Raw genomic sequence first — 25,229 nt, forward strand, 5'->3', positions numbered from 1 at the left:
TAGAAACTAATCTTGAGCACTAGGAAAAGTTACATGAAATTGTGATCCGATATTCAAAGAACTTTCTACCTCTAGTTTTAAGTTGTTTAGTTTTATAAATTCTTTGCAAAGTATTAAGCCCAAACCACTACCTTCTTCTCCCCTAACACCGTAATTACTTTTTTTATATCCTATGTCAAAAAGTTTTTCTAAAGCATCTTTATCCATACCAATTCCATTATCTTGAACAGTAAACTTAATAGTTTTATCACCTGTGCACGTCGCTTTTAATTCTATCAGACCTTTTTCTTCTGTATACTTTATGGCATTGCTTAATAAGTTTCTTACAATACTAGTTGTCGTATTATAATCCGCATATATGTTTGTACTCTTGTCGATTAAAAAGAGAACTTGAATCCTATTTTTTTTAATACTTTCATCATATTGATCAAGGCATTCAGAAACTAGCGTATATAAATTTATTTTTTGAGGGTTAATGGTAATCATATTTTGTTGCGCCATTGCCCATTTCAAGAGGTTGTCTAGTAGATTGTTTAATTTAATCGAAGAACCTCTAATTTTATGAGATAATTCTTCTATTTTATCTAGTTCTTTATTTTTAATAAAGTGGTCTATTAAGTAGGGAACTTCTTGAAACGAAATAAGTGGGCTTCTTAGATCATGTGCTATAATGGCAAAAAAACGATCTTTTGTTTTATTAAGGATCTTAAGTTCATCGGTTCTTTTATTAACCACGGCCTCTAGTTGTCTTTTTTGTTGTTGGACATACCTAATGCGAAATGAATACATTACATATAAAGAGGTAAGGACTAATAATAGTAGTGTTGCTAGAAACCATGGAGTTGCCCAAAAAGGTGGTTTTACGAGAATAGAAATAGTGATTCCTTCTTCATTCCATACTCCATGATTGTTAGAAGCTTTGATACGAAGGGTGTAGTTTTTCGCAGATAGGTTAGTAAGCGTGATGGTGTTTTTAGTACCTAGATTAATCCAATCTTCATGCAGCCCCTCTAGCTTATAGGCATACTGATTAAGGTAATGATTGTAAAAGCTCAAGGCAGAAAAATCAAACGATATTACCGTATCTTCATGTGATAATTCTAAGATTCCATTAGATGAAAATGCTTGATGTAAGGGAATTTCTTTATTAAACTTTTTAAACCTGGTTAAGGCTACCTGAGGAATAAAGGTGTTTTTTTTTATTTCTTCAGGCTGAAAAGCATTTACTCCATTTGTACCCCCAAAAAACATTTTTCCTTCTTTGTTTTTAAAATAAGCATTGGCATTAAATTCATTGCCTTGTAAACCATTACTCTTATCATAATTAACAAAGGTTTCTTGTACTGGATTGAACATAGATAGGCCTTTATTAGTGCTTAGCCATAGATTTCCACGCTTATCTTCTAATATTCCATATACAACATTATTTGGTAAACCATCCTTAACGGTATAATGTTTAAACGATTCTTTATCTCTATCAAAAAGATTTAGCCCACCCCCATTCGTTGCAATCCAAAAGTTTCCTTTTTTATCTTCATAAAAAGAATGGATAAAGTATGAATTGATTCCGTTTTTCTTATCAGGTCGTTCTTTATATCGTATAAATTTTTCTGTATGTTTATCAAACTTAGCAAATCCATGGCCTTCGGTTCCTACCCAAAAAACACCTTTTCGATCCTTGTATATTGTATTTATTTTGTTTGAAGGGATACTGTAAGGGTTTTGTGGATCTGTTCTAAAAATTTTAGAGGATTTATTGGTTATGTCCACAATGTATAACCCATTAGAGGTTCCAATCCATAATTTGTCTTTGCTCTCAGGAACTATATCAAAAATAAAATTGCAGTTACCATAGAGATATTTAGGGTATCGGGTAAATTTTTTTTGATATTTATCTAGTAAGAATAGACCTTTATCATGTATACTAATCCAAAATATGTCTTTTGATATATTTGGATCATTATAGATTTCATAGACATCCATACCAACCATTTTAGAATACGTTGTAAAGTCATCGGCATAATGTTGTAATTTACCATTTTGGATATCGATAAGATCAAGCCCGCCGTACCCACCTATCCAGATGTTTTTATCCATATCCTCATAGATTGAACGAATACTAGAAAAACCTAAGCTGTTTTGATTATTTTCATCTCTTTTATAGGTTTCAATGGTATTAATAGCGGGAGCTAGCATGAATACTCCGTATCCCATTGTGCCTAACCAAACAATTCCTGATTGATCTACCCAAATGGTTTTAATTGAGTTTTGAGTTCCTTTTATAGGGTAAAAGCTAAACGTACCATTTTTAGGGTTAAAAACTTCTAATCCGTAATTAGTAGATTGCCATATGAGACCACTTTTGTCCTGGATCATGATCCCACTATGATATAAATAGTCGTTCCTTTTATAGTTTTTTTGTGTTGACCAGTTTGGTTTATAAAAAACACAAGTTTCTTTAGTCGCAAGATTTATTTGCTCTAAGGATTTGTTATCATGCCTACTTCTGTATAATAATAGTTCACCATAATTATTTTCCTGAATCATTTGATGACTATATCCAATATTGTTTATAACTGTATTATAAGAGGTTATAAATTGTTGTTTTTGAATATCGAAAATATAAATACTAGTATCCTCATCTTTTAAAGCTTCAATGTATAAACGATTTTCGGATTTATTACTTTTTATACGAGATATAGCTTTATCATCATTAATCGTATATCTTTCGGTTTTATTTGTATTAAGGTTGAATTTAAGTAGTTCTCCTTTAGATGTTCCTATCCAAACAATTCCTTTGGTATTGGAGTAGATTGTCCTTATTATATGTTGCGCGTTTAGATGTTCATTTTCAAAAAATTGAAAGCACTCTGTAAATGGGTCAAAACTATATAACCCGTTTAAAGTTCCTATCCATAGTACGCCGGTAGTATCTTCATAAATAGCAGTAATAACATTATTTTGTATACTACAGGGATTATCGTAATAATAATTATAGATTTTAAATTCGTATCCATCATATCGATTAAGTCCATCTTTGGTTCCGAACCACATAAACCCTTTTTTATCTTGAATAATACTAGATATATAGCCTTGAGAAAGTCCATCGTTAGTAGTTAAATGTATGTAAGATGAGGGGTCTTCTTGAGCGTATCCGCAATTAATTATACTGCTAAGAAGTACACTAATTAATAGATGATAAATTTTATTTTTTTGCATTCTCTAAGAATAAGTGGTACCTGTACAAAGCTGATTTTTAAGGCTGCAATAGTATTTCAATTTTGAAATAATCAAAAGTATAAACTCTAAAAATTATCTTAAAAATTTCTTTAAAATCACTCATACCAAAAAAACAACCAGTTGTACCAGTTAAAGCTAAAAAAGGAAGTCAAAGTTATTGAAACAGATACATCTAGTTCTCTTAGCGTACTTCAGTTTGACATAGTTTATTAATATGTCTGAAAAAACTTTATAAAACCGCTTATTCCTATTCTAAGACCAGTCGATTCGTATTTTTTGAGGATACTAAAACACGTTTCATCTTTACCGAATCTTAAATCAATAATTTATAAAACAATAAAAAATGAGTAAAAAATTTCACTTGTTATTTGCAATTATGATGGCTTCAACATTGTTAGTTTCATGTAATAAGATATTTCTAGGTAAAGGTACTTGTAAAATTGGTTCTGTTGAAAAGGAATTTACCAAGGCTAACTCTTTTAATAAAGGAGTTCTTGCTTTATCAAATGGAGATGATGAGTTTGTATCTTTCTTTTTTCCAATCCCAACGACCTTTCCCACAACGTATGATATGAATACAAGAAAAATAATCACAGTTGACTGTTCTGTTAATGGTAAACAATATAGTGCCACTAATGGGGCTTTAGGTTTTGGAAGACAAGGTTCATTTACTATTAAAATTACAAAGTATAGTAACTCCAGAATTTCAGGAACGTTTCAGTTTACTGCTATTAATGATGATCATGAGCAAATAGTTATTAAAGACGGAATCTTTAATGAAATTCCGGATTTAGAATTTTTTAATAAGAAACTTGGGCTAATGGAAGACAAACCGTCCCATACTCAAGACCCGCAAGATCCTAAAATAGAACACCAATCGAAGGAAAGTAAATCATTTCACATTACAGAGATTCAAGATCAAGAAAAAAGTAAAACTGAAGAAGAACTAATTTCTGATATCAGAGAAAAATTTGGTGCTATTAACTATAATATTAATTCTTATACAAAAGTCAAAAAAGACGTAATGGAAGAAAGTACAGAAGGTGGCGAGCTTGAGGGTTATTTTAAAAACACTGAATTAAGGAAAATGATAACGACTTACTACGGCGAAATGGGTAAGCTAATAGAAGAATACTATTTGTGGGACGATCAATTATTTTTTGTTTTCACACATGAACATTACTATGATAAGCCAATGCATATGGAAGGTTCAAAGGTTTCTAAAATAAATGAGAATCGATATTATTTTTATAAAGATAAGCTAGTAAGGTGGCTTGATCCACAAAAGAAAAAAGTTGCCAAATCAAAATTTACCGAAAAGGGGACAGAAATACTACAAAAATCTAAAAAGTTGAAAGAAAAAGTAAAATAAAAGCATAAGACAGAACAATCGTAACCAGCGAGTATGGTTAATGCTTATAAAATGACCAGTAATACCGCATGTAGTAAATAAAGGAGATTTGATACTTTAAAAGGTATCAAATTGATTCTCTTTGTTTTATGAAAATTAACTTGTTTGTCTATATACTTAGAAACCACTTATTCCTATTATAAAACCAATCGAATCCTATTTTTTGAGGATACTAAAACACGCTTCATCTTTGCCCGACAGTAATTCAAAAGATATATAAAAACTTCAAAAAAATGATTAAACAACTTTACTTATTATTTCTAGTCACCGTTGCTTCAACGCTATTAATTTCATGCAGTAATGATGATGATAGTTCACCTGATTTGTCAGATACTTTGGCGCTCGACGGTATTTGGAAGCTAACTAGTTTAAAAACAGAAAACGGAAAAATATCACCAGAGGATATTTCTTTAATAGCAGATTTTGAAATGATCGGAGAATATTATGGTCTCCTGATTGATTTTATTGAACCAAATATTTTAACTCAAACTGGTTTTTATGATCTAAGATTAAGAGCTGCTGGGAATGAGGAATTTGTAGAAGATATTGAAGTAGTTATACCTCCTGGGAGATGGTCAAAAGAAGGGAATGAGTTAACTATAAGTTTCAATAACAATACGCTAACTTTTGTTATCAACAAAATATCTAAAGACAAGATAAGCCTTGTAGCCGATCTTAATTCTTACTTATCAATAATGAATGTCTTCGAAGATGAAGATGAACCTAAACTTACGTTCAAAGGCGAGATTGTTTTAGAATTAACAAAACAGAACTAGAAAACGCTTTTTTTTGCCTCCAGATCAAAAACAAAGGCTTTTAGAAAGTTACTTTCTAAAAGCCTTATCATAATCGTTTATATATACTTAGCAAATATGTAAAATGCTTAGAATGCATTTAATAAACCGCCCCAGTATAACAATACAAATAAAAACAGACAATACTAATTAAAACCACAACCACTAGAATTTTAATAATAGAAGTTCTATAGATTATCAAAATAGTATAAAATGAAAAACAAATACTTTATAATTTACGTAATAACAGCACTATTGAGTTTAACTAGTGCAACGGCTCAAGAACAATTATGGAAAGGAACCTTTGAGGGTTGGGATTTTGGTTTTAAAGACGGAAAAGGAAACCGTGACGAATTTTGGAAAATCCAACCTAACGGAGAACTACATGCTATAGGAGGCACATGGTATGACCGCCAAAGTGGTATGCGCACAGCAAAACCTTACAGTAATTATGAATTAACATTAGAATATAAATGGTTAACACCAGGAAGTGGTGATAGAGATGGTAACAGTGGTATCTGGATTCATGGAGAAAATAATTTTGCTCAAGATAACGGTGGATTTCCAAATTCTATAGAAGTACAGCTTAAAAAAGGAGAAGCAGGAGATCTTCTTAGAAAAGGAATGGATATAAAAGCTAGGCCTGGCTATCTTAATAAAGGTAAATATGGAAATGGAAGAATAAGACATGAACAACTACCAAGACGTAGTGACCCTAAAGGTACCATAGAGTATTTTCATAAAGAATGGAATACAATGACCATACGATGTGAAGAAGACCTTATTTCTGTATATCTAAACGGATTTTTGATTAATCAAGGGAACGTTTTTAAAAATGGAAAAGCTGTAACATCTGGATTTATAACATTGCAATCTGAATTAAAAAATCTAGCTTTTAGAAACATTTATATTGAAGAAATAGAGAATACAGAGCGTTGTTCTATTAGTCCTATAGTATATGACAAACATGGTATTACTAATAATATAAGTAGAGAAGATGATTATGCTGAAATTGAAATTGGAGGCTATGTAGTATTATGTGCGATTACCCAGAGTGAAGGAACTTGGACCTGGACAGGACCTAATAATTTTAGTGATGTAGGAAGGTGTATTACTATTCCAAATGTTCAAGAAGATCAATTGGGAATCTACACAGCTACTTTTGCTGGAATCAATGGATGTAATGCCTCTCATAACTTTGAAATAGGACTTGAAAAAGATATATCTGGCACCTATCATTTCATTAACGTAAAAACTAAAAAGTACTTGGATGCAGATCCAAATACAGTGGTAAAACAAGGAAATAATGAAGCAAATGATAATGATACGCACTGGAACTTGATCCCTTCTACCCCTGGGTATTTTTTTATAGATAATGATAAGAATGACCGAGGGCCTTTGATGGCAGCATCTTCACTACATAATAGTATATCTTATGAGGCAGAAGAATTGCTTATGACTCCAGCTCCTCGAAGAGAGTGGAAAGCGATCAAAGTTGGTTATAACACTTACCAGTTTTTATGCAAAGATGAAGCAAGAGGATATTTAACAGCAGTGGTTGGTAATGAAAAAGTAATAAATACAAATAACTTAATAGGAGACGGAGTAGCTATAGAATGGGAATTGATTCCTGTTTCCAATAGTAAAAAGTCTGATAATAAACTGACTATAAATAAATCAAATCACAGTAATATTCTGGTTACCCAAGCCGCTAATAATGGATCATTTACGGTTCATTTTAACGGACAAAAAATATCAGATCTAATAATTTACAATATGACGGGTCAAAATGTGTACAAAAAAACCTTTGGAGAGCAAAAACCTACGAGTCATTTATTAGTAAATCAAAATTTTGTGTCAGGAATATATATACTACAAACCATAGACGCAAATGGTAATACGAAAAGTACCAAGTTTATGGTTGACTAGTGTAGAATAATATTATATGATGATCATCTTGCCTTTATCAATTCTGAATCAGAACATAAATCTGTTATTGAATTTAAAATAATTATTCCCAAGTGATTAAAAAAAATCAGAATTAAAAAAATGATATAACATCCATCATATTAATAATGGAAAAAAAGTAAGTAAGAATCTGTTTTTAACACATTAAACCCTATCAGATATGTTTAACAATGTATGGCTCCTTTTTATGTCTGATAGTTAGTATACAGGAGTTGAAATAATAAATTAATATTTAAATTATGAGAAAAATTTTAGTACTAGCTGTAGTTACTTTATTAGGAATGACAACTACAAATGCACAAGTTAAATTTGGTTTTGGTTTTGGTTATGCAGTACCTTCAGGAGATATTGCAGACATTACTGATGGTGGACTTTCCGCGCACCTTGAATTAGGATATGGAGTAACAGAAAATATTGATGTTTCTATTTTATGGCAAGGTGATTTCCTAACTGGGGCTGATGTTCAAATAAACGACATACAATCATCGGTATCTTACGGAGCTGTAGCCTTAGGAAGTTTCCTTGTAAATGGCCGTTACTTTTTTACAGACACAAAATTTAAACCTTATGGAAGCCTTGGATTGGGATTAACTAATATAGGATCGATAGAAATAGAGTCTAATATTACTACAGTTCAAGGGAATGTTGGGAGTACGTCTAACTTTGCATTTCGTCCAGCTGTTGGTTTTAAGTATGGTGTTCTTAATATGAATGCTGCTTATCTGAATGCAGGTAAAGTAGGCGATACTTCAATAAGTGATTTTACGGTAAATATTGGTCTGTTATTTACTTTCGGAGGACAATAGATTAGAATCAAATTAAAATACTAAAAAAGAGACTGTATAAACCACCCAATGTTATGCATAAAACAAAAACCTAGACATAATTATAACAAGTATTGATGTTGAAATAATTATTTACGAGTACTATAGAAAGGTTAAGTAATTAAATGAATTCTATAAAAGTAAATTTATTTAATTGAAATACAAAAAAGACCTTCAGTACAGTACCTTACAATTGAAACTATCATGATTAGTTAGTATGAGTTGAGTTTGTGTTTACTACAACTACGTTTCAATTTAGACCCCTGGGAGTGGTTACCTGGGGGTTGTTTTTAACATTTACGAAGATCAGATAATTTAAGTTGTAATTTGAAATACAAAAGGAAAGAGTATGAAGAAATTTTTTTTTCTATAAGATTTTCATCCGTTAAATCTGTTTAAGCTGTTTTTTGTAAGATGTAACCCAAGAGGGTACTTCTACTGTGTTAACTTTATTAAGTATTAATTCAGTTTTCTCTCTATTAGGCGAATTTTTAAGGACTATTGTATCATTAGAATAAACCCAACCACCTTTTAAGATATCGTTGCTAATAATGTCAAGAAAAAAGTAACCGTTGATATAATGACTATTTAACCATTTGAACTCTCCATATATTCTCTTTTTTGTTATTTTAATATTATAAAAATGAGCCAAGAAGTTTTCGTTGTCTTCATACAAATAGGGCATATGAAATTTATCGTCAATAAAGAATCCGTAATATGAAGATTTAGTAATTGGGCTTTCCCAAAGCCCAGATAAAATATTTAGGTGATGATGATCAAAAAGGTTTGAGTCTATAGATTCATTATTTTGTTCGGTTAAATTTGATAGAATTTTTTCGATTTGGTTTACTCTTATTTTCAATCCTTCATTGACATCATTATAATTAAGAAGTAAATTTTCATACTTTTCATTATCTGATTTCCTTTTATCAGGAAAATTTAAGGAATTTAACTTAACCTCTAGATCATCCCACCATTTATCAAAGATTATGTCAATTTTATTATTGGGTAAATCAAGAGAGTCAAATAATTTAATAAGTAGTTTTTTTAACCCACTTTTATCTATTGTTAAGGTTTGAAATTGTGAGAGTGGACTTTTAGATATTTCAGAATCTTTTATATTAATAAGAAGCGGTATAACCATAGAATTATTTATGTGCTTAGACAATGCACCTGCCTCAAAATTTATCCAAGGAGACATTAAATTTTCGTTAGTTAAACAAATTATACCTGCATTACATTGCTCTAATTCTTTTGCTAGTTTATCACTCCATCTATCACCTGGACTTAAACTAGAAGAAGATATAAAAGTTGGGATGTTTGGCAAAATACAATTTAACCAATCACCCAATATTGTTGAAAATTCATTGCTTAATTTTCCAGACCAACTAATAAATATTTTCATACAATTTTTTAGAAGAGGTTTTAATCAAAATGATGATAATGAATAGAATCAAGGAATATACCTTAAAAATAAGATAAAAGTATGAAGTTATTTCTATTTGAAGTAATGAAAATACTAATTTTACCTTAGATTATATAACTAAAAAAAACAAAAACCTCTTTTGTAAGCAACACGTTTACTAAGAGGTTTTTTGAAACAAAATGTATCATGGCAATACATAATTCTTAGCACTAAAAAATTAAGAATATCATATTTAGATAGCAATAAATTAAAAATGTAAAATGGAATATAATAAACCCCCCGTCTAATAACATCCTATCTTTAAATCTTTTTTTTATCTAAACATCGATTTGTATTTGGCTGATATGTTTGTATTAATAGAACAACTGATTCATACAAAATCCTTTGTTACTTTTGTTTTTTTTTGACTTATATGTTGTTTAGAATAAGGTTTTTTAGAAAAAGAAAGTGAAGAAACCTATTTTACAAGGGAGATTTAACGGATAATAACTGCGTTCTATGCCCCTATTTTATTAATCTTTATTTTATTATTTTTCCTAATCGTTTGATAATCATTTTTTTGTTTTTCAATGATTACAATCGTATTACATAATATTGAAATAGCAAATTTTTTTTTGAATGATTCATTTCGATATTTTTTATTCTAAAAAAACCTTATGAGAGTGTGAATAAGATTAAGAAATACTCTTAAAACCAAATAAAGATGAAAAAGATCACCTTTGTACTATTATCTATTGTTATTGTTACAATAGTGTTGTCATGCGAAAAAAAGGAAACATTAAATGAACTTTTAGGTAAAACTACAATGCTAACAACAAGTCAATTAGAGAAATTATTGGCACTTGGTGTTAATGTTGATAATGTAACACTTGAAAACCTTAGACTTTTTGACGGGACACTTGAAAAGAACCTTGTATTAGGTGATATTACAATTCCTGTTGCAAAAATAGATGAGTATGTAACCTTAAAGACTTCAGAGAATAATAAACAACAACTCGAGGTATCAAATATTGTAGCACCAGAATATCGAAATATAAAAATTGTTGGGTATTCTGGAGAAGGGTTTGCGCTAACTTCAAAAATGCGAACGGCACTCTCATGGGCAGTTTCAAATTATAACAATTTATCTACTACTCTTAATTTTTCACTTACCTATGGTACCGATACTGATACAGCTGATATTATAGTGTATAAAGTTGAAGGAGAGGCAGGAGGTTCTGCTGGATTTCCTTCCATTAATGGAAAACCGTATAAATATGTTAGAATTAATTCAGATACTGATAATCTAACTATTAATATGAATGAGCATATAATCACACATGAGATTGGACATTGCATAGGGTTAAGACATAAAGACTGGATGAATCCTTGCGGAAAAGGATTGATCTCGGATGTAGAATTTAAATTAATTCAGGATAAGTCTGCATTTCTTTTTGAAGACTCGATTATGCAATCCTGTTTCTCATCTACTAGCGATGGCGAATTTACAGATGCCGATAAAAACCTAATAACTTTTCTATATCAAAAAAAGTAAAACATCTTAGTACGCTATTTCAATGTATGTGATGTTTTACATAACAATGCTAAGACACAAATCATATAAATATAGTTCACAAAAGTTAGTTTAGAATTTGCAACGATTGTTCTTTTTTTATAGTCCTATTAATATGGCTTACGATGTTAAACCAGGTCATAGTGATAATGGATAATTCATGAATTTGATTTTAGATTTTGTTTTGGTTAGTGGTATGGTTTTTATCATGATCATATTGTTCTTGTTAATTCAACAAAAAGAACAAAAATTACCTCAAAAAATACTTGTTTTGTTTTTTGTTCTTGTACTATTTATCACGACGTTTTTTTATGCTTTATCACATTATATCATATGGTTGATACGCCTTAGTTTTGTCCCTAATGATATTAGTTTTTTAGTAATAGGACCGTTATTATTTTTATATGTTAAGTCATTGTTTTTAGAAGAAAAAAAACTTGTAAGAAGAACATTGATTCATTTTATTCCAGCTGCCGTATACGCTATTGGCGTTGCCATTCCTACCTTGCTATATGATATTTTTAAGAATGATACACTAGCCTATGTAGTTTCAGAAAACATATACATTTTTTTAAAACTGGGAGATGTACATTTTATAGTATACCTTATTATTTCATTGAGATTATTAGCAAAGTACAGAAAGTTAACAAAGAATACACAGGCTAATGTAACGGCATATGATTTTAATTGGATAAAGATTATGTTAAGAGGAGCATTGTACATTGTTATATTCAATCTAATTATTGATGTATATGAATCTTTTTATGGAAATTTTGAATGGAATTTCGAGTACCTCTCTGTAATGTCTATGATTATATTAATTGTATATCTAGGGTATTATGGCGTTTATCAATCCAAAGTGTTACTACCTGACTTCTTATTAGAAAATTCTAAAGTAATCACTTCTGCTAGTTCAAAAAAACGAATATTAACCAATATTCAAAAAGAAGAATTTGAAGTGTTAGAAAATAGATTAAATCACATTTTAAAAACAAATAAGCCTTATCTAGATGAAGATTTAACACTAAATAAATTGGCCAAGGAACTTGCTACTACAGATAAGAAACTTTCTGCATTATTAAACCAGTACATGAATACGACTTTTTACGATTTGATTAATACCTATAGGGTAGCAGAAATGAAAGAAAAGATGCAATCCGAGTTGTATCGTAATTATACATTATTAGCAATTTCTTATGAATGTGGTTTTAAGTCAAAAACTAGCTTTAATAGGATATTCAAAAAAGAAATGGGATGTTCTCCTTCAGTATACCGAAAAACGTTTAGTAAATAAGTGCCATTGCTTCCATTGGAGCGATTCTGAAGGTCTAAATTCATTGGTTTGTGTCTTAATCAAAAAATCAAAACAATGAAAAAAACAATGCTTACGATAGTTCTCTTTACTTTTGTTTTAACGCTACAATCTCAGAAAACAAGTGTAGAAAAATCTATTTTTGGACTTCAAATAGGTGCGGTTGGAGTTTGGGTTCATCATGAATTAAAGTTATCAAATCAGATGGTATTGCGTAGTGAAATAGGCTTTGATATTAATAGTGGAAACAATGATTTTTATCCAGACACGAGTTTCTTGTTGACCTCGGTACTTACTCTAGAACCACGCTGGTATTATAACTTGAATAAGCGTATTAGTAAGGGAAAAAGGATAGATGCAAATAGTGGTAATTTCTTTTCCTTAAAAACAAGTTATCATCCAGATCTACTTGTGATTTCAAATAGCGACGAGAGTATTAATGTAGTACCAGATATTTCAATAATTCCTACTTGGGGATTAAAAAGAAACATAGGTAAACATTTTAACTATGAAGCAGGAGCAGGTATAGGTTACATATATTATTTTGCTAAAAATGAAGGGTTCACAAAAGATAAAGGAGAAACTGCTCTTAATTTACATTTACGAATTGGATATAGATTTTAATTTTTCTAAAATATGTACTCTTTTTAGAAAAAAGAAACCCTTCTATAGCATGTCTATAGAAGGGTTAAGAGTGGAGCATATCGGAGTCGAACCGATGACCTCTACGCTGCCAGCGTAGCGCTCTAGCCAGCTGAGCTAATGCCCCATTTTTTATTGAACTCCTCGTAGGATTAATAAAGGAATTCTACTTTCAAAATCTTTTTTAAGAACGGTATTTTTTTCCCAAAGTTTAGCAAAAAAACCTCGTTTTCGTCTAAAAACACAGAGAAGGTCAGGGTAATGCTCATTTAAATGTTCTAATACACCCTGAAATAATGTTGCATTTTCAGAAGATTTATAAGAACTAGTAATCTCTCCTAAGTCTTTGTCGAATTCAGAATCTTCGGGCAAAAAATCAACTGTTTTTACCTGAAGTAACTTTAATTCAGCACCAAAAGCCTTCAAAACTTCTTTTATAGGGTTTAATGCGTTTTCTTTTTTTATGATACCAGATTTAACGGCCATAAGAATATTCTTGATAGGACTAAAACTATACATTTCAGGAATAACCAATATAGGGATTATAGTCTTCTTTACTAAGCTTCCAGAAATTTCATTTAGATAATACGGATTTTTAATGTCGCTATTTTCGGGGCTTAAAACAATAAGATCTATAGCATGTTCTAGATTAAACTTAGGTATTGATTCTAATAAATCTCCTTCTAATGGTAATGCTATTATTTTTACGCCTTTTTTATCAAGAGAAGCTAGCCTTTCTTCAATAGAAGATGCTGTTATTTCCTTAAGAGTTTTATTTACAGAAGGAAGACTACCAGCCCTAGGTAGTTCTTTAAAAACTTGAGCTACATATATTGTACCGCCTAGCTCCTGTGCCAGATCTATAGCATATTGTATTAAAGAGAGCGTGGTTTTTTCATTAGATAGCCCAAAGGGGACCAGTATATTCTTCATTCTAAATATTTGATTTGTGTGATTCGTTGGCAAAATTACAACTTTATACTTTTCTTGAATAAAAAATATGCAAATATGCACTTTGCAATATCATAAAGTTTATTAAAATAAGTGTCAGAATATAGTTTGTGTATGCTAACTACAGGATAAAGTTAGTATTTTTGAGCTTTCAATAATTTTATGATTCGCAAAGCACAACTCGCTGATTTAACTACTGTTTATGATTTAACACAAGCTTGTGCTCAAGCCATGATTGCCAACGACATTTATCAATGGAATGAGCACTACCCAACCTTAGAACGTTTTCAAAAAGACATAGAATTACAAGAATTGTATATGCTCGAAGAGAATGAAACATTTTACGGCATTGTAGTACTAACCACAATAATTGATGAGGAATATGTACCCGTAAAATGGCTGACAGAAAATGATAGAAATTTGTATATACATCGTTTAGCAGTTCATCCTAAATATTGGGGAGATGGTTATGCGCAACGACTTATGGATTTTGCAGAACAGTACGCTAGAAATAATGAATACACATCTTTACGATTAGATACCTTTAGTCAGAATAAAAGAAATCAGAAGTTTTATGAAATGCGTGGATATAAACGCTTAGAAGAAATTTATTTACCAAAACAAAGTATACACCCCTTTTACTGTTACGAACTAATACTATGAATAAAACTATTGGTTTTAAAAATATTAACCGACTTGCCGTGCCTGCCATAATAGCTGGTATTGCAGAACCACTGCTTTCAATAACAGATACTGCTATTGTAGGTAATATTCCAGAATTTGGAACCGAGTCATTGGCAGCTGTTGGTATTGTGGGTTCATTTTTGTCTGCTTTGATTTGGATTTTGGGACAAACACGAAGTGCAATTTCTGCTATTATTTCTCAATATTTGGGAGCAGGTAAGATAGAAGAAGTAAAAACACTTCCGGCACAAGCTATATTTTTTAATGTGGCCTTGAGTGTAGTGCTTTTATTATCAACCGTATTTTTTGTTGAAGAAATTTTTAAACTCTATAATGCATCTGGGCTAATTTTAGAATATTGTGTAGAATACTATGATATTAGAGTTTGGGGCTTCCCTTTAACCTTATTTACTTTTGCGGTTTTTGGTATTTTTAGAGGGCTTCAAAATACTTTTTGGCCAATGATAGTTGCACTTATCGGGGCACTAACCAATATAGGACTGGATTTTGTTTTGGTATATGGTATCGAAGATGTAATACCTGCAATGGGAATTAGAGGCGCTGCATGGGCAAGCTTGATTTCTCAGTTTATTATGGCGATTCTTGTTTTTGTTTTACTAGTGGTTAAAACTAATGTAAGTTTAAAATTGAAATTTCCATTAAATAAGGAGTTAGGAAGATTGGTTACTATGAGTCTTAATCTTTTTGTACGTTCAATAGCCTTAAATACAGCTTTGTATTTTGCTACAGCTAACGCTACAAAATATGGTGACGAATATATTGCTGCATATACAATTTCTATGAATATATGGATGTTTACTGCCTTTTTTATAGACGGTTATGGGGCAGCTGGAAATATTTTAAGCGGTAAGTTATTAGGAGCAAAAGATTATAAATCCTTATGGAAATTGGCAAAAAGAGTTTCTACTTATGGAATAATGGTAAGCCTGGTTTTGGCACTTTTTGGATTCGTGTTTTATAGAAGCATAGGACAAGTTTTTACTACAGAAACACTTGTGCTGGAGACGTTCTATAGTGTGTTTTTTATTGTACTAATTGTACAACCTATAAACGGATTGGCTTTTGTTTTTGATGGAGTTTTTAAAGGTTTAGGAGAGATGAGTTATCTTAGAAATGTTTTACTGGGAGCAACATTTTTGGCCTTTATACCTACCTTATATTTGTGTAATTTTTTTGATTTGAAACTTTACGGAATTTGGATAGCATTTTCTATCTGGGCACTTTTTAGAGGAATAGCATTAATACTAAAGTTCAGAAAAAAATTCAAATCCCTGTCGTTATGATGCAAGTGACCTAATAACCCCAATAAGCGTTAATACATACAATGATCCCATTAAAATTTCAAGACGATATTTTTCGAAATATTTTTTTATCATGATTTAAGTGTAAAGATTAAATAGTATTAATGAAATATGTTTTTTAATCACATATTTTACATAGACTTTCTAATTAAAAAGAAAGACAAATAGCCCCACAGAATATGCTAATATTAAAAAAAGCCCAATCCTTAATCTGTTTTTTTCAAAAAATTGTTCTAACATGTTTTAAAGATAAGTGTTGTAAGTTATTTTTAAGGTGTTGTTGAATGTGTATTTATTATTAGTTTTTAACATGAAATAAACATAATTATAGACAAATTTTTATGGTTATGATAATATTATGAATTCAAATAGGGATTACCTATTTTTATCTCAAAGCAATACTAATGACAAAAAGATCTAACGGAAGCCTATATGTGCACACCGAAAACAAAATCGGAATAATAGAATTTGGACACCCAGCGAGTAACTCTTTTCCATCAACGTTGCTAGATAGGTTAGAGAAAGCTATTTTGCAATTATCAGATGATGAAGCCACATATGTTATCATATTAAAATCAGAGGGAGATAGAGCATTTTGTGCAGGAGCCTCTTTTGATGAATTAATGTCCATTACAGATCTTGATGAAGGAAAACGATTTTTTTCGGGTTTTGCGAAAGTAATTAATGCGATGCGCCTTTGTAAAAAACCAATTATCGGAAGAATTCAAGGTAAAACTGTAGGAGGTGGAGTAGGTTTAGCATCTGCTTGTGATTATTGTTTGGCTACCGAAGCGGCCTCGATTAAACTTAGTGAGTTAACAATAGGTATCGGACCCTTTGTAATAGAACCAGCAGTATCTAGAAAAATTGGATTATCGGGTTTTGAAACTTTGGCTTGGGATGCATCGCAATGGAAAACCGCATATTGGGCCAAAGAACAAGGACTTTATGCCAGAGTTTTTAGCACTATCGAAGAGCTTAATAAAGAAGTGCAATTATTTGCAGAAAAATTGGCAAGTTATAATCCGCAAGCACTACAAGAAATGAAAAAAATAGCATGGAAAAATACGAATCATTGGGAAAACTTGTTATTAGAACGAGCAGCTATCTCTGGTGAATTAGTACTTTCAGAATTCACAAAAAACGCATTAGCAAAATTTAAAAAATAATGCACAAAATTGTGAGACCATATTTAGTATATACATTGTTAATAAAAGTATCAATCAAATGAAAAGTAAATTAATTTATATTCTGTTTATCATATGTATATCAGGTTGTAAAAAAGCAACTACCAAAAATGATACTGAACTGGCACAAGAAACTCAAAATAATCCTGTAGAGGTTTCAATGGACACCAATGCAGCAAACTTTTTAAAGGATTCGTCGGTTACAGCACTTTCTATTGGTATATATAAGGATGATAAAACATACATAAAACATTATGGTGAAATAGATAGATCAAAAGGAAATCCACCAAATGATAAAACACTTTTTGAAATTGCTTCTATAACCAAAACACTTACCGGAACGCTTGCTGCTCAAGCTGTATTGGATGGCAAATTAAATTTAGATGACGACATTCGAAAGTATTTAGATGGTGATTATAAGAATCTTGAATACGAAGGTCAGCCTATTTTAATAAAGCATATACTTACACATACCGCAAGTTTGCCTTCAAATAATAAAGGAATCAATGAGCTATCCAGAAAAAATGAGGATAGTCTATCTTTTAAATTTGCCGAAGTTGAAGGAAAGTATAGTAAAGATCTTTATTTTAATTATTTAAAAGAAATAACGCTAGATACTGTTCCAGGAACAAGGTATAGGTACTCTAATCTAGGAGCTAATCTTATGGGACATATTTTAGAAACTACTTATGAAAAGTCATTTTCAACCTTATTAGATGAATTTGTTTTTAAAAAAGCGGGAATGACCAATACCAAAATGAATCTAAATGAAGAGGAACATAGTAGGTTAGCTAATGGGTATGATCATAAAGGTAATCTAATGCCTCATTTCCCTATGCCGATTAAACTTTGGGGTGCTGCCGGAGCATTAAAATCATCAATGCCAGACCTAATAAAGTACATGCAGTTTCAATTAGACAATTCTAATGCTGTAGTTCAAGAATCTCACAAAAAAATCTATCAAGAAGATGACGATGAATGGGTTGGATATTTTTGGCGCGTAGATGAAAATAAAGAAGGAGCATTTTACCATCATCACGGTGGTATGTTTGGAGCTAATACATATTTCTATGTATATCCAGAATATAAAATGGGTATTGCAGTTACTACTAATGTTGGTGGGGGTAGAGCAGCATCAGTCTTAGGCGAAGTAGCAGATGGATTGTTAGATGATTTAAAGCCTTTTGGAGAAAAATCAATTTCCCGTGCAATTTCGAACGTATGTTTCGAAGATGTAGATAAAGGAATTCAGTATTATCACCAGTTAAAAAAAGAAAACCTTAACGGATACAATTTTTCGAATGAAAATGAATTAAATGTGTTAGGATACCGACTTCTTAGAAAAGGAAAAATCAAAGCCGCTATAAAAGTGTTTACACTGTTAGTAGCCGAGTTTCCTGAAGCTTCAAATCCTTATGATAGTCTTGGAGAAGGGTATTTTGAAGATAAGAACTATGAGTTATCTTTATTAAATTATAAAAAGTCGTTAGTATTAAATCCAGAAAACGATAATGCTAAAATGATGATCGAGAGGATAAATAATATAAGTAGAAAATAACAAATGGAAATATTGAATTTTTTAGGAGGAAATGGATTATTCTTAATTTTAGGAATAGGTTTAGCAGTGGTATATTTTATAAATAGAAGAAAGAGAAGGTAATCTTCCTTAACTTTGTAAAAATTTATAAAATAGGCAATGAGTAAAATTCGGATCACCAAACAATTCTCTTTTGAAACAGGTCATGCATTATATGGGTATGACGGTAAATGTAGAAATGTACATGGCCATAGCTATAAGTTAAGTGTAACCGTAATAGGCACTCCAATTACAGATACGTCTCATGTAAAATTAGGAATGGTAATCGATTTTGGAGATCTTAAGAAAATTGTAAAAGAAGATATCGAAGATGTGTTTGATCACGCGACTGTATTTAATAAAAACACACCGCACAAAGAACTTGCAAAAGAACTTGCAGATAGAGGTCATAATGTGATTTTAGTAGACTACCAACCTACTAGTGAAAATATGGTCATTGATTTTGCTCAAAAGATCAAAGATAGATTACCTGGTAATATTCAATTACATTCACTTAAACTGCAAGAAACTGAAACATCCTATGCAGAGTGGTTTGCAAGTGATAATTCTTAAGTGAGAAACTCTATTGTGCTATATAGATGATGTGTAAAACCTTTTACGCCTTATAGTGGATTTCCTATATTTACATTTCAAATAAAAACTATGAACCTTCCTGAAGGGAAAAATATATATTTTGCAAGTGATAATCACTTAGGGGCTCCTACATCAAAAGAGAGCTTTCCTAGAGAACAGGAGTTTGTGAAATGGTTAGACGAAGTTAAAAAAGATGCAGCAGCAATTTTTTTGTTAGGTGATCTTTTTGATTTTTGGTTTGAGTATAAGACTGTAGTTCCTAAAGGATTTACAAGAACGTTGGGTAAACTCGCAGAAATTACAGATTCTGGTATTCCTGTATACTATTTTGTTGGTAATCATGACTTATGGATGAATGGTTATTTTGAAGAAGAATTAAACATTCCTGTATATCATAAACCCCAAGAGTTTATGTTTAATACGACAACTTTTTTTATCGGACATGGCGATGGATTAGGCCCGGGAGATAAAGGATATAAAAGAATGAAGAAAGTGTTTACAAACCCTGTGGCTAAATGGTTTTTTAGATGGTTACATCCGGATTTGGGGGTTAAACTAGCACAATACTTATCTGTAAAGAATAAGTTAATTTCAGGAGATGAGGATGTGGTGTTTTTGGGTGAAGAAAACGAATGGCTTGTGCAATATTGTAAAAGAAAACTCGAAAGCAAACATCGAGATTATTTTGTATTCGGCCATAGACATTTACCTATGGAGATCAAATTAAATGAAACATCGAGATATACAAATCTTGGTGATTGGATCACTCATTATACATATGCAGTTTTTGATGGTAAAGATTTACAATTAAAAAAATATAAGTAATAAAAAGGAGTAGTTCATAAAACTACTCCTTTTGCAATATTTTGACGATTGATTACTTTAATATCATTTGTTTTACAACAGTTTTATTACCTACTTTTACTTTTACTAAGTATAAACCAGCACTACCAACAACATTACTAAATTCATTTAGTGAAATGGTATTAGCTCCTGATCTTAAGATTCCTAAATCTTTTTTTGCAATACTTCTTCCATTTAAATCCATAATCTCTAATGTAGATGATACTTTGTTTTGAGTATCAATTTGGAGATTAACATTACTTAGGGTAGATGGATTAGGATATACACTAATATTTGTACTCAAAAGGTCTCCACTTTTACTGGTAGCGATTCTTGATGAAGAAAGTCCTTTGATTACGAATTTCTCCCATGCTCCAATAGCTCCTCGATTACAATTAGCCGCACCATTACCATTTTCATGACTTACATATTTTCCATTGTTTCCTCTAATAGCATATACATCACCTCCTTGGGATACTAATGTGAATTTTTCCCAAGCTCCAACGGCATTACGATTTGCAGTCATGCGCTTATTTCCATTCTCAGAGCTTACATATTTTCCATTACTAGCCTTAATGCTTACAGTACCGTTTCCTGCAGATTGAACTGAAAATTTTTGTTGGTTTCCAGCGCTACCACTGTTAAAATTCATGTTTGTGCTTAAGTACTTATTGATAGATTGACCCTTAAAAGTAACAGATCCGCCGCTATTATTACCACCTCCGTTATTTCCACCGCCATTACCGCCAAATCGTGCTCTGGTTCTTAACCACGCCATGTCATATCCAGGTCCTTTACATTTACATCCTTTGCTACCTTGATCTACACGACCAGGACATACTTTTTCATCCTTAATTCTCTTACCTTGTATAGTGATTGCATCTCCGTGTCCTGGTTCATTACCACACTGTATGGTATTGTATCGTGGATCTCCGTTTCGTATGTTTCTGAATTTAGGATGCTTTTTAAGCTCATCACAGATGTCTTTAATATTTCTTCCTTGCCCGTTGATGGTGATTTTGAAATTACCAACACCATGATCAAAAGAAGATTTACAGAAACAAAGATCATTTGCTTGATAGCTATCTGTCCATGAGTTTGCGTTAGGAACTATTTTTACACCTTGGTCATAGGTATCTTGACCGGTACATCCTGTATCAGGTACTTTTGCAAGAGAACCGTCAGCCTTAGGATTTGATTGTGCAATTACTGAAGTAATGCTTAGAGCAAGTAAAAAAATGAAAATAGATAATTTACGTTTCATAATTGTGTAGTTAGTTTAAATGAGTTAGTTTGAAATTTTATTGTTATTGTATCAAAGGTCTGACTATAAGTGTATAAACTACGTTTAAAAGGAGTACATTAGGGGTACATTTAAGTATTCAAGAATACATAAAGCATACTTTTAAGAGAATTAAAGTGATTGAAAAATAAAGTATAGTAAGAAGAGCTATACTTATTGAGAAATTGGAAGCTTCAAAATCAAAACAGATATTCCTATTAAAGAATTAGACAAAATAAGTTTATCATGGTATAAGTTTAGTGAGTAAATCTACTGTATAGAATTTAAACTTTCTGTTTTTTTTGCCTTAATGAAATGATTTCTTCAGGAATTTCAATACCTATTTCTTCCGAGATTTTAAGAGCTTTTGAGTGTTCTATAAAAATCACCTGATTATTGAAAATGGCTTCGATGAGGTAATGGTTACCATTAAAATAAGCACCTTTTACTTCTGCTTTTATAGTTGATTTTGAATTTATGATTAATTCATAAGGATAAATAAGAAGAATAGTTTCATCTTTTGTATCAGAAAATGAAGAAAGTTTGATTTGATTTACTTCTCCAAAAAGAGAAGCGATATAGTAATCTGTGGGATTTTGATACAGATCAACCGTGTTTTCTTTAGCTACTATTTCACCATGTCGAATGACAATGGTTTGATCTGTAAAAGAAAGAATATCGGTTTTATCGTGGGTAGCAGTAATACTTGTGATTTTATTTCTGATAAGGTATTTATATAAATTTCTACGTAACGCACTCCTTCTAAAATTATCTATGTTTCCGAAAGGCTCATCTAGTAATAATATTTCAGGTTTTTTGGCAAGTGCTTTTGCTAGAGCTACTCTTTGTTTTTGTCCGCCACTTAAGTTTTCAACTTTTATATTTGCAAATGCAGTCATTTCTACTATTTCTAGTAACTCATTTACACGACCCTTTTTAAGGTCAGGTTCAAAATTAGAGAGATACTGGCCAATATTTTCTGAAACACTTCGATACGGTTGTAATTCAAAACCCTGGGACAGGTATTTCATATTTTCTTGACCTGGGATTAAATGGAAACTCGGGCCTAGTATTTTTTTATCTTTCCAATATAATTCACCTTCATGTACATCCAGTAGCCCATAAATGATCTTAAGTAATGTGCTTTTACCACAACCACTAGCTCCAATCAATGCAATGTGTTGTCCTTTTTCAATAGTAAAAGAGACATTTTTTAAAATCGGTTCGGTAGTATACGCAAAGGATATATTCTGTACTGTAAGCATACTCAAATATATTGAACTTTGACGAAGTTATACACTAAAAAATCCGCTTCTTTTAAGAGAGCGGATTTTTTAATCTATGAAATTAATAAGATTATCCTTTTACTTTATTATTTACTTTTTCGGGTAATACTTCATATCCCATATTGTGAAGTGTAAAACTAAATATATCGACATATAAATCCATAGTTTTAGTAACATTTCCACTCCCATGCCCAGCATTGGTTTCGATACGTATTAATGTAGGATTATCACCAGTTTGTTTAGCTTGTAATTCTGCTGCAAATTTAAACGAATGTGCAGGTACTACTCTATCATCATGATCACCAGTAGTCACCAAAGTCGCAGGATATTGTACACCTTCTTTTACATTATGAACAGGCGAGTAGCCTTTTAGATAATCAAACATTTCTTTATTATCTTCTGCTGTTCCGTAATCATAGGCCCATCCTGCACCTGCAGTAAAGGTATGATAACGCAGCATATCTAAAACACCAACAGCGGGTAAGGCTACTTTCATAAGGTCAGGGCGTTGCGTCATCGTAGCGCCAACTAAAAGTCCACCATTTGACCCACCACGAATGGCTAGATAATCACTAGAGGTATATTTTTTTGCTATTAAAAATTCTGCGGCAGCTATAAAATCATCAAATACATTTTGTTTTTGCATTTTTGTTCCCGCATCATGCCATTTTTTACCATACTCTCCACCCCCTCTTAGATTAGGTACTGCATAAATACCTCCTTGCTCCATCCAAACTGCATTTGCTATGCTAAAAGAGGGAGTCAAACTAATATTAAACCCACCATAACCATATAAGATGGTGGGGTTTTTACCATTTAATTCGATTCCTTTTTTATGTGTAATTATCATTGGTACTTTGGTACCGTCTTTTGAAGTATAAAATACCTGTTTGCTTTCATAATTGTCTGGATTAAAATCAATTTTAGGTTTATAATAAATTTTTGAATCCCCTTTTTCTATATCATATTTATAAATAGTACCAGGTGTTTTATAGTTAGTAAATGAATAATAGAGTTCTTTCTCTTCCTTTTTACTTCCAAAACCATTTGCACTGCCTACTCCTGGTAACTCGATTTCACGAATTAGTTTACCATTATAATCATATTGTAATACTTTGGATATTGCGTCGACCATATATTCTGCAAAGAAATACCCTCCACCAGTACTAGGACTTAATACATTTTCGGTTTCCGGGATAAAGTCTTTCCAGTTTTCAGGAGTTGGATTAGCTGCATCTACGGTAACAATTTTTTGATTTGGAGCATTTAAATTGGTAACCAAATATAGTTTTGAACCCACGTTATCAATGATATAGGTGTCAGAATCAGTATTATCAAGAATAGTGATTAGCTTGCTATTTGGTTTAGAAATATCTTTTATATATAATTTATTTCCTTTGGTATAAATACGAGCACTAATAATTAGATATCGTCCATCTTCAGTTACATTTCCATTAACATATCGGTGTTTTTGTTCTGGTGTACCGCCAAAAATTAATTGATCTTCTTTTTGAGAAGTCCCTATCTTATGAAAAAATAATTTATGCTGATCTGTTTTTGCAGATAGAGTACTTCCTTTGGGTTTATCATAGCTAGAGTAATAGAATCCTTCATCACCTCTCCAGGAAGGTCTAGAAAATTTTATATCCATTGTGTCTTCTAATATTTCCCTCGTTTCCGTATTATTGATTATTATTTTACTCCAATCACTACCGCCTTCAGAAATTAAATATGTAAAAAGACTGGCATTTTTTGAAAAACCTACACCGTATAAATAAGCATCACTGTTTTTACTAAATGTATTTGGGTCTAGAAAAACTTCTGGAGCATCACCTTCATTTTTAAAACGGTACAATACATCTTGATTTTGAAGACCGTCATTTTTATAAAAATAGGTATAGTCACCTTCTTTAAAAGGAGAATCTACTTTTTCGTAATTCCAAAGATCAGAGAGACGCTTTTTTAAATCTTCTCTAAAAGGAATGTTTTCTAGATACCCAAAAGTAGTTTTGTTTTGAGCTGCTACCCATTTACCCGTTTCTTCACTTCTATCATCTTCTAACCAGCGATAAGGGTCTTTAACTTCAGTGCCAAAATACGTATCAACAGTATCTACTTTTTTAGTTTCAGAATAGTCTACTGCCATGCTTGTTTTTGAGTTTTGTTCTTTAGTTTCATTTTTGCATGCTACCGTTAAAACAATAATTGATAGCATAAACAGTCTGTTTTTCATAGTGTAATCCGTTAGAATTTTGACAAATCTATCAAAACGAGGGTTTTAAAATGCTAAAGAAACTATAAAAAAAGACTGCTCCTTATTATAATCCATGAAGAA

19 protein-coding genes and 1 tRNA gene are annotated in these 25,229 nt (G+C 31.4%); 13 read left to right on the plus strand and 7 right to left on the minus strand.

All coding sequences use genetic code 11. The features are described from left to right. Positions 1-6 precede the first annotated feature (6 nt). Positions 7-3,219, minus strand: coding sequence for a ligand-binding sensor domain-containing protein (locus AWE51_RS16075; protein ID WP_066315326.1), 3,213 nt, complete (start codon positions 3,217-3,219; stop codon positions 7-9). A 364-nt stretch (positions 3,220-3,583) separates the two neighbouring features. Here AWE51_RS16075 and AWE51_RS16080 point away from each other — a divergent pair, with 364 nt between their 5' ends. From AWE51_RS16080 to AWE51_RS16095, 4 genes are all read left to right on the plus strand, one after another. Further along, positions 3,584-4,612: a DUF6252 family protein gene (locus AWE51_RS16080; RefSeq protein WP_066315329.1), complete on the plus strand. Its 1,029-nt coding sequence runs from the start codon at positions 3,584-3,586 to the stop codon at positions 4,610-4,612. A 272-nt stretch (positions 4,613-4,884) separates the two neighbouring features. Further along, positions 4,885-5,427 carry a hypothetical protein gene (locus AWE51_RS16085; protein WP_066315331.1) on the plus strand — a complete coding sequence of 181 codons (543 nt, stop codon included), beginning with the start codon at positions 4,885-4,887 and terminating at the stop codon, positions 5,425-5,427. 231 nt (positions 5,428-5,658) lie between these two features. After that, positions 5,659-7,374, plus strand: a complete 1,716-nt coding sequence (locus AWE51_RS16090; protein WP_066315337.1) for a family 16 glycoside hydrolase — start codon at positions 5,659-5,661, stop codon at positions 7,372-7,374. 278 nt (positions 7,375-7,652) lie between these two features. After that, complete coding sequence (locus tag AWE51_RS16095; protein ID WP_066315339.1) at positions 7,653-8,219, plus strand: outer membrane beta-barrel protein; 567 nt, start codon at positions 7,653-7,655, stop codon at positions 8,217-8,219. A gap of 403 nt (positions 8,220-8,622) precedes the next feature. Here the strand turns inward: AWE51_RS16095 and AWE51_RS16100 are convergent, their stop codons facing one another. Continuing rightward, positions 8,623-9,642 (minus strand): toll/interleukin-1 receptor domain-containing protein, encoded by a 1,020-nt coding sequence (locus AWE51_RS16100; protein ID WP_066315340.1) that lies wholly within the window; start codon positions 9,640-9,642, stop codon positions 8,623-8,625. 724 nt (positions 9,643-10,366) lie between these two features. Here AWE51_RS16100 and AWE51_RS16105 point away from each other — a divergent pair. The 3 genes from AWE51_RS16105 to AWE51_RS16115 all read left to right on the plus strand — a co-directional run bounded on the left by AWE51_RS16105 (position 10,367) and on the right by AWE51_RS16115 (position 13,151). After that, positions 10,367-11,197, plus strand: a complete 831-nt coding sequence (locus AWE51_RS16105; protein WP_066315343.1) for a M57 family metalloprotease — start codon at positions 10,367-10,369, stop codon at positions 11,195-11,197. 178 nt (positions 11,198-11,375) lie between these two features. Further along, positions 11,376-12,509, plus strand: coding sequence for a helix-turn-helix domain-containing protein (locus tag AWE51_RS16110; protein ID WP_066315344.1), 1,134 nt, complete (start codon positions 11,376-11,378; stop codon positions 12,507-12,509). 75 nt (positions 12,510-12,584) lie between these two features. Continuing rightward, on the plus strand, positions 12,585-13,151 hold the full coding sequence (locus AWE51_RS16115; RefSeq protein WP_066315346.1) for a hypothetical protein: 567 nt from the start codon (positions 12,585-12,587) through the stop codon (positions 13,149-13,151). 71 nt (positions 13,152-13,222) lie between these two features. Here the strand turns inward: AWE51_RS16115 and AWE51_RS16120 are convergent. Together AWE51_RS16120 and AWE51_RS16125 are read right to left on the minus strand one after the other, a co-directional pair. Next, positions 13,223-13,296 (minus strand) — tRNA-Ala (locus AWE51_RS16120). A 5-nt stretch (positions 13,297-13,301) separates the two neighbouring features. Next, positions 13,302-14,102 carry a universal stress protein gene (locus AWE51_RS16125; RefSeq protein WP_066315347.1) on the minus strand — a complete coding sequence of 267 codons (801 nt, stop codon included), beginning with the start codon at positions 14,100-14,102 and terminating at the stop codon, positions 13,302-13,304. A gap of 180 nt (positions 14,103-14,282) precedes the next feature. Here AWE51_RS16125 and AWE51_RS16130 point away from each other — a divergent pair, with 180 nt between their 5' ends. The 6 genes from AWE51_RS16130 (at position 14,283) to AWE51_RS16155 (ending at position 20,308) form a co-directional block, all read left to right on the plus strand. Then, positions 14,283-14,783: a GNAT family N-acetyltransferase gene (locus AWE51_RS16130; protein ID WP_066315350.1), complete on the plus strand. Its 501-nt coding sequence runs from the start codon at positions 14,283-14,285 to the stop codon at positions 14,781-14,783. Beyond that, positions 14,780-16,108 carry an MATE family efflux transporter gene (locus AWE51_RS16135; RefSeq protein WP_066315352.1) on the plus strand — a complete coding sequence of 443 codons (1,329 nt, stop codon included), beginning with the start codon at positions 14,780-14,782 and terminating at the stop codon, positions 16,106-16,108. The genes AWE51_RS16130 and AWE51_RS16135 overlap by 4 nt, the downstream gene beginning before the upstream one ends. A gap of 422 nt (positions 16,109-16,530) precedes the next feature. After that, positions 16,531-17,295 (plus strand): enoyl-CoA hydratase/isomerase family protein, encoded by a 765-nt coding sequence (locus tag AWE51_RS16140; protein ID WP_066315354.1) that lies wholly within the window; start codon positions 16,531-16,533, stop codon positions 17,293-17,295. Between the two features lie 58 nt (positions 17,296-17,353). Further along, positions 17,354-18,871 (plus strand): serine hydrolase domain-containing protein, encoded by a 1,518-nt coding sequence (locus tag AWE51_RS16145; RefSeq protein ID WP_066315356.1) that lies wholly within the window; start codon positions 17,354-17,356, stop codon positions 18,869-18,871. Positions 18,872-19,009: 138 nt separating this feature from the next. Continuing rightward, positions 19,010-19,462: a 6-pyruvoyl trahydropterin synthase family protein gene (locus AWE51_RS16150; RefSeq protein WP_066315357.1), complete on the plus strand. Its 453-nt coding sequence runs from the start codon at positions 19,010-19,012 to the stop codon at positions 19,460-19,462. 90 nt (positions 19,463-19,552) lie between these two features. Continuing rightward, entirely contained in the window at positions 19,553-20,308 is a 756-nt protein-coding gene (locus AWE51_RS16155) for a UDP-2,3-diacylglucosamine diphosphatase (protein WP_066315359.1), read from the plus strand. 52 nt (positions 20,309-20,360) lie between these two features. Here AWE51_RS16155 and AWE51_RS16160 read toward each other — a convergent pair whose 3' ends face one another. The 3 genes from AWE51_RS16160 to AWE51_RS16170 all read right to left on the minus strand — a co-directional run bounded on the left by AWE51_RS16160 (position 20,361) and on the right by AWE51_RS16170 (position 25,127). Further along, a complete protein-coding gene (locus tag AWE51_RS16160) occupies positions 20,361-21,590 on the minus strand; it encodes a T9SS type A sorting domain-containing protein (protein WP_066315361.1) in 1,230 nt (409 codons plus the stop codon). A gap of 302 nt (positions 21,591-21,892) precedes the next feature. Further along, positions 21,893-22,873, minus strand: a complete 981-nt coding sequence (locus tag AWE51_RS16165; RefSeq protein ID WP_066315364.1) for an ABC transporter ATP-binding protein — start codon at positions 22,871-22,873, stop codon at positions 21,893-21,895. A gap of 91 nt (positions 22,874-22,964) precedes the next feature. Next, the gene (locus tag AWE51_RS16170; protein WP_066315369.1) at positions 22,965-25,127 is read right to left on the minus strand and encodes a prolyl oligopeptidase family serine peptidase; all 2,163 of its coding nucleotides are present in this window, start codon (positions 25,125-25,127) and stop codon (positions 22,965-22,967) included. Between the last annotated feature and the right edge of the window lie 102 nt (positions 25,128-25,229).

Source organism: Aquimarina aggregata (genome assembly GCF_001632745.1).
GTDB classification, from domain to species: Bacteria; Bacteroidota; Bacteroidia; order Flavobacteriales; family Flavobacteriaceae; genus Aquimarina; species Aquimarina aggregata.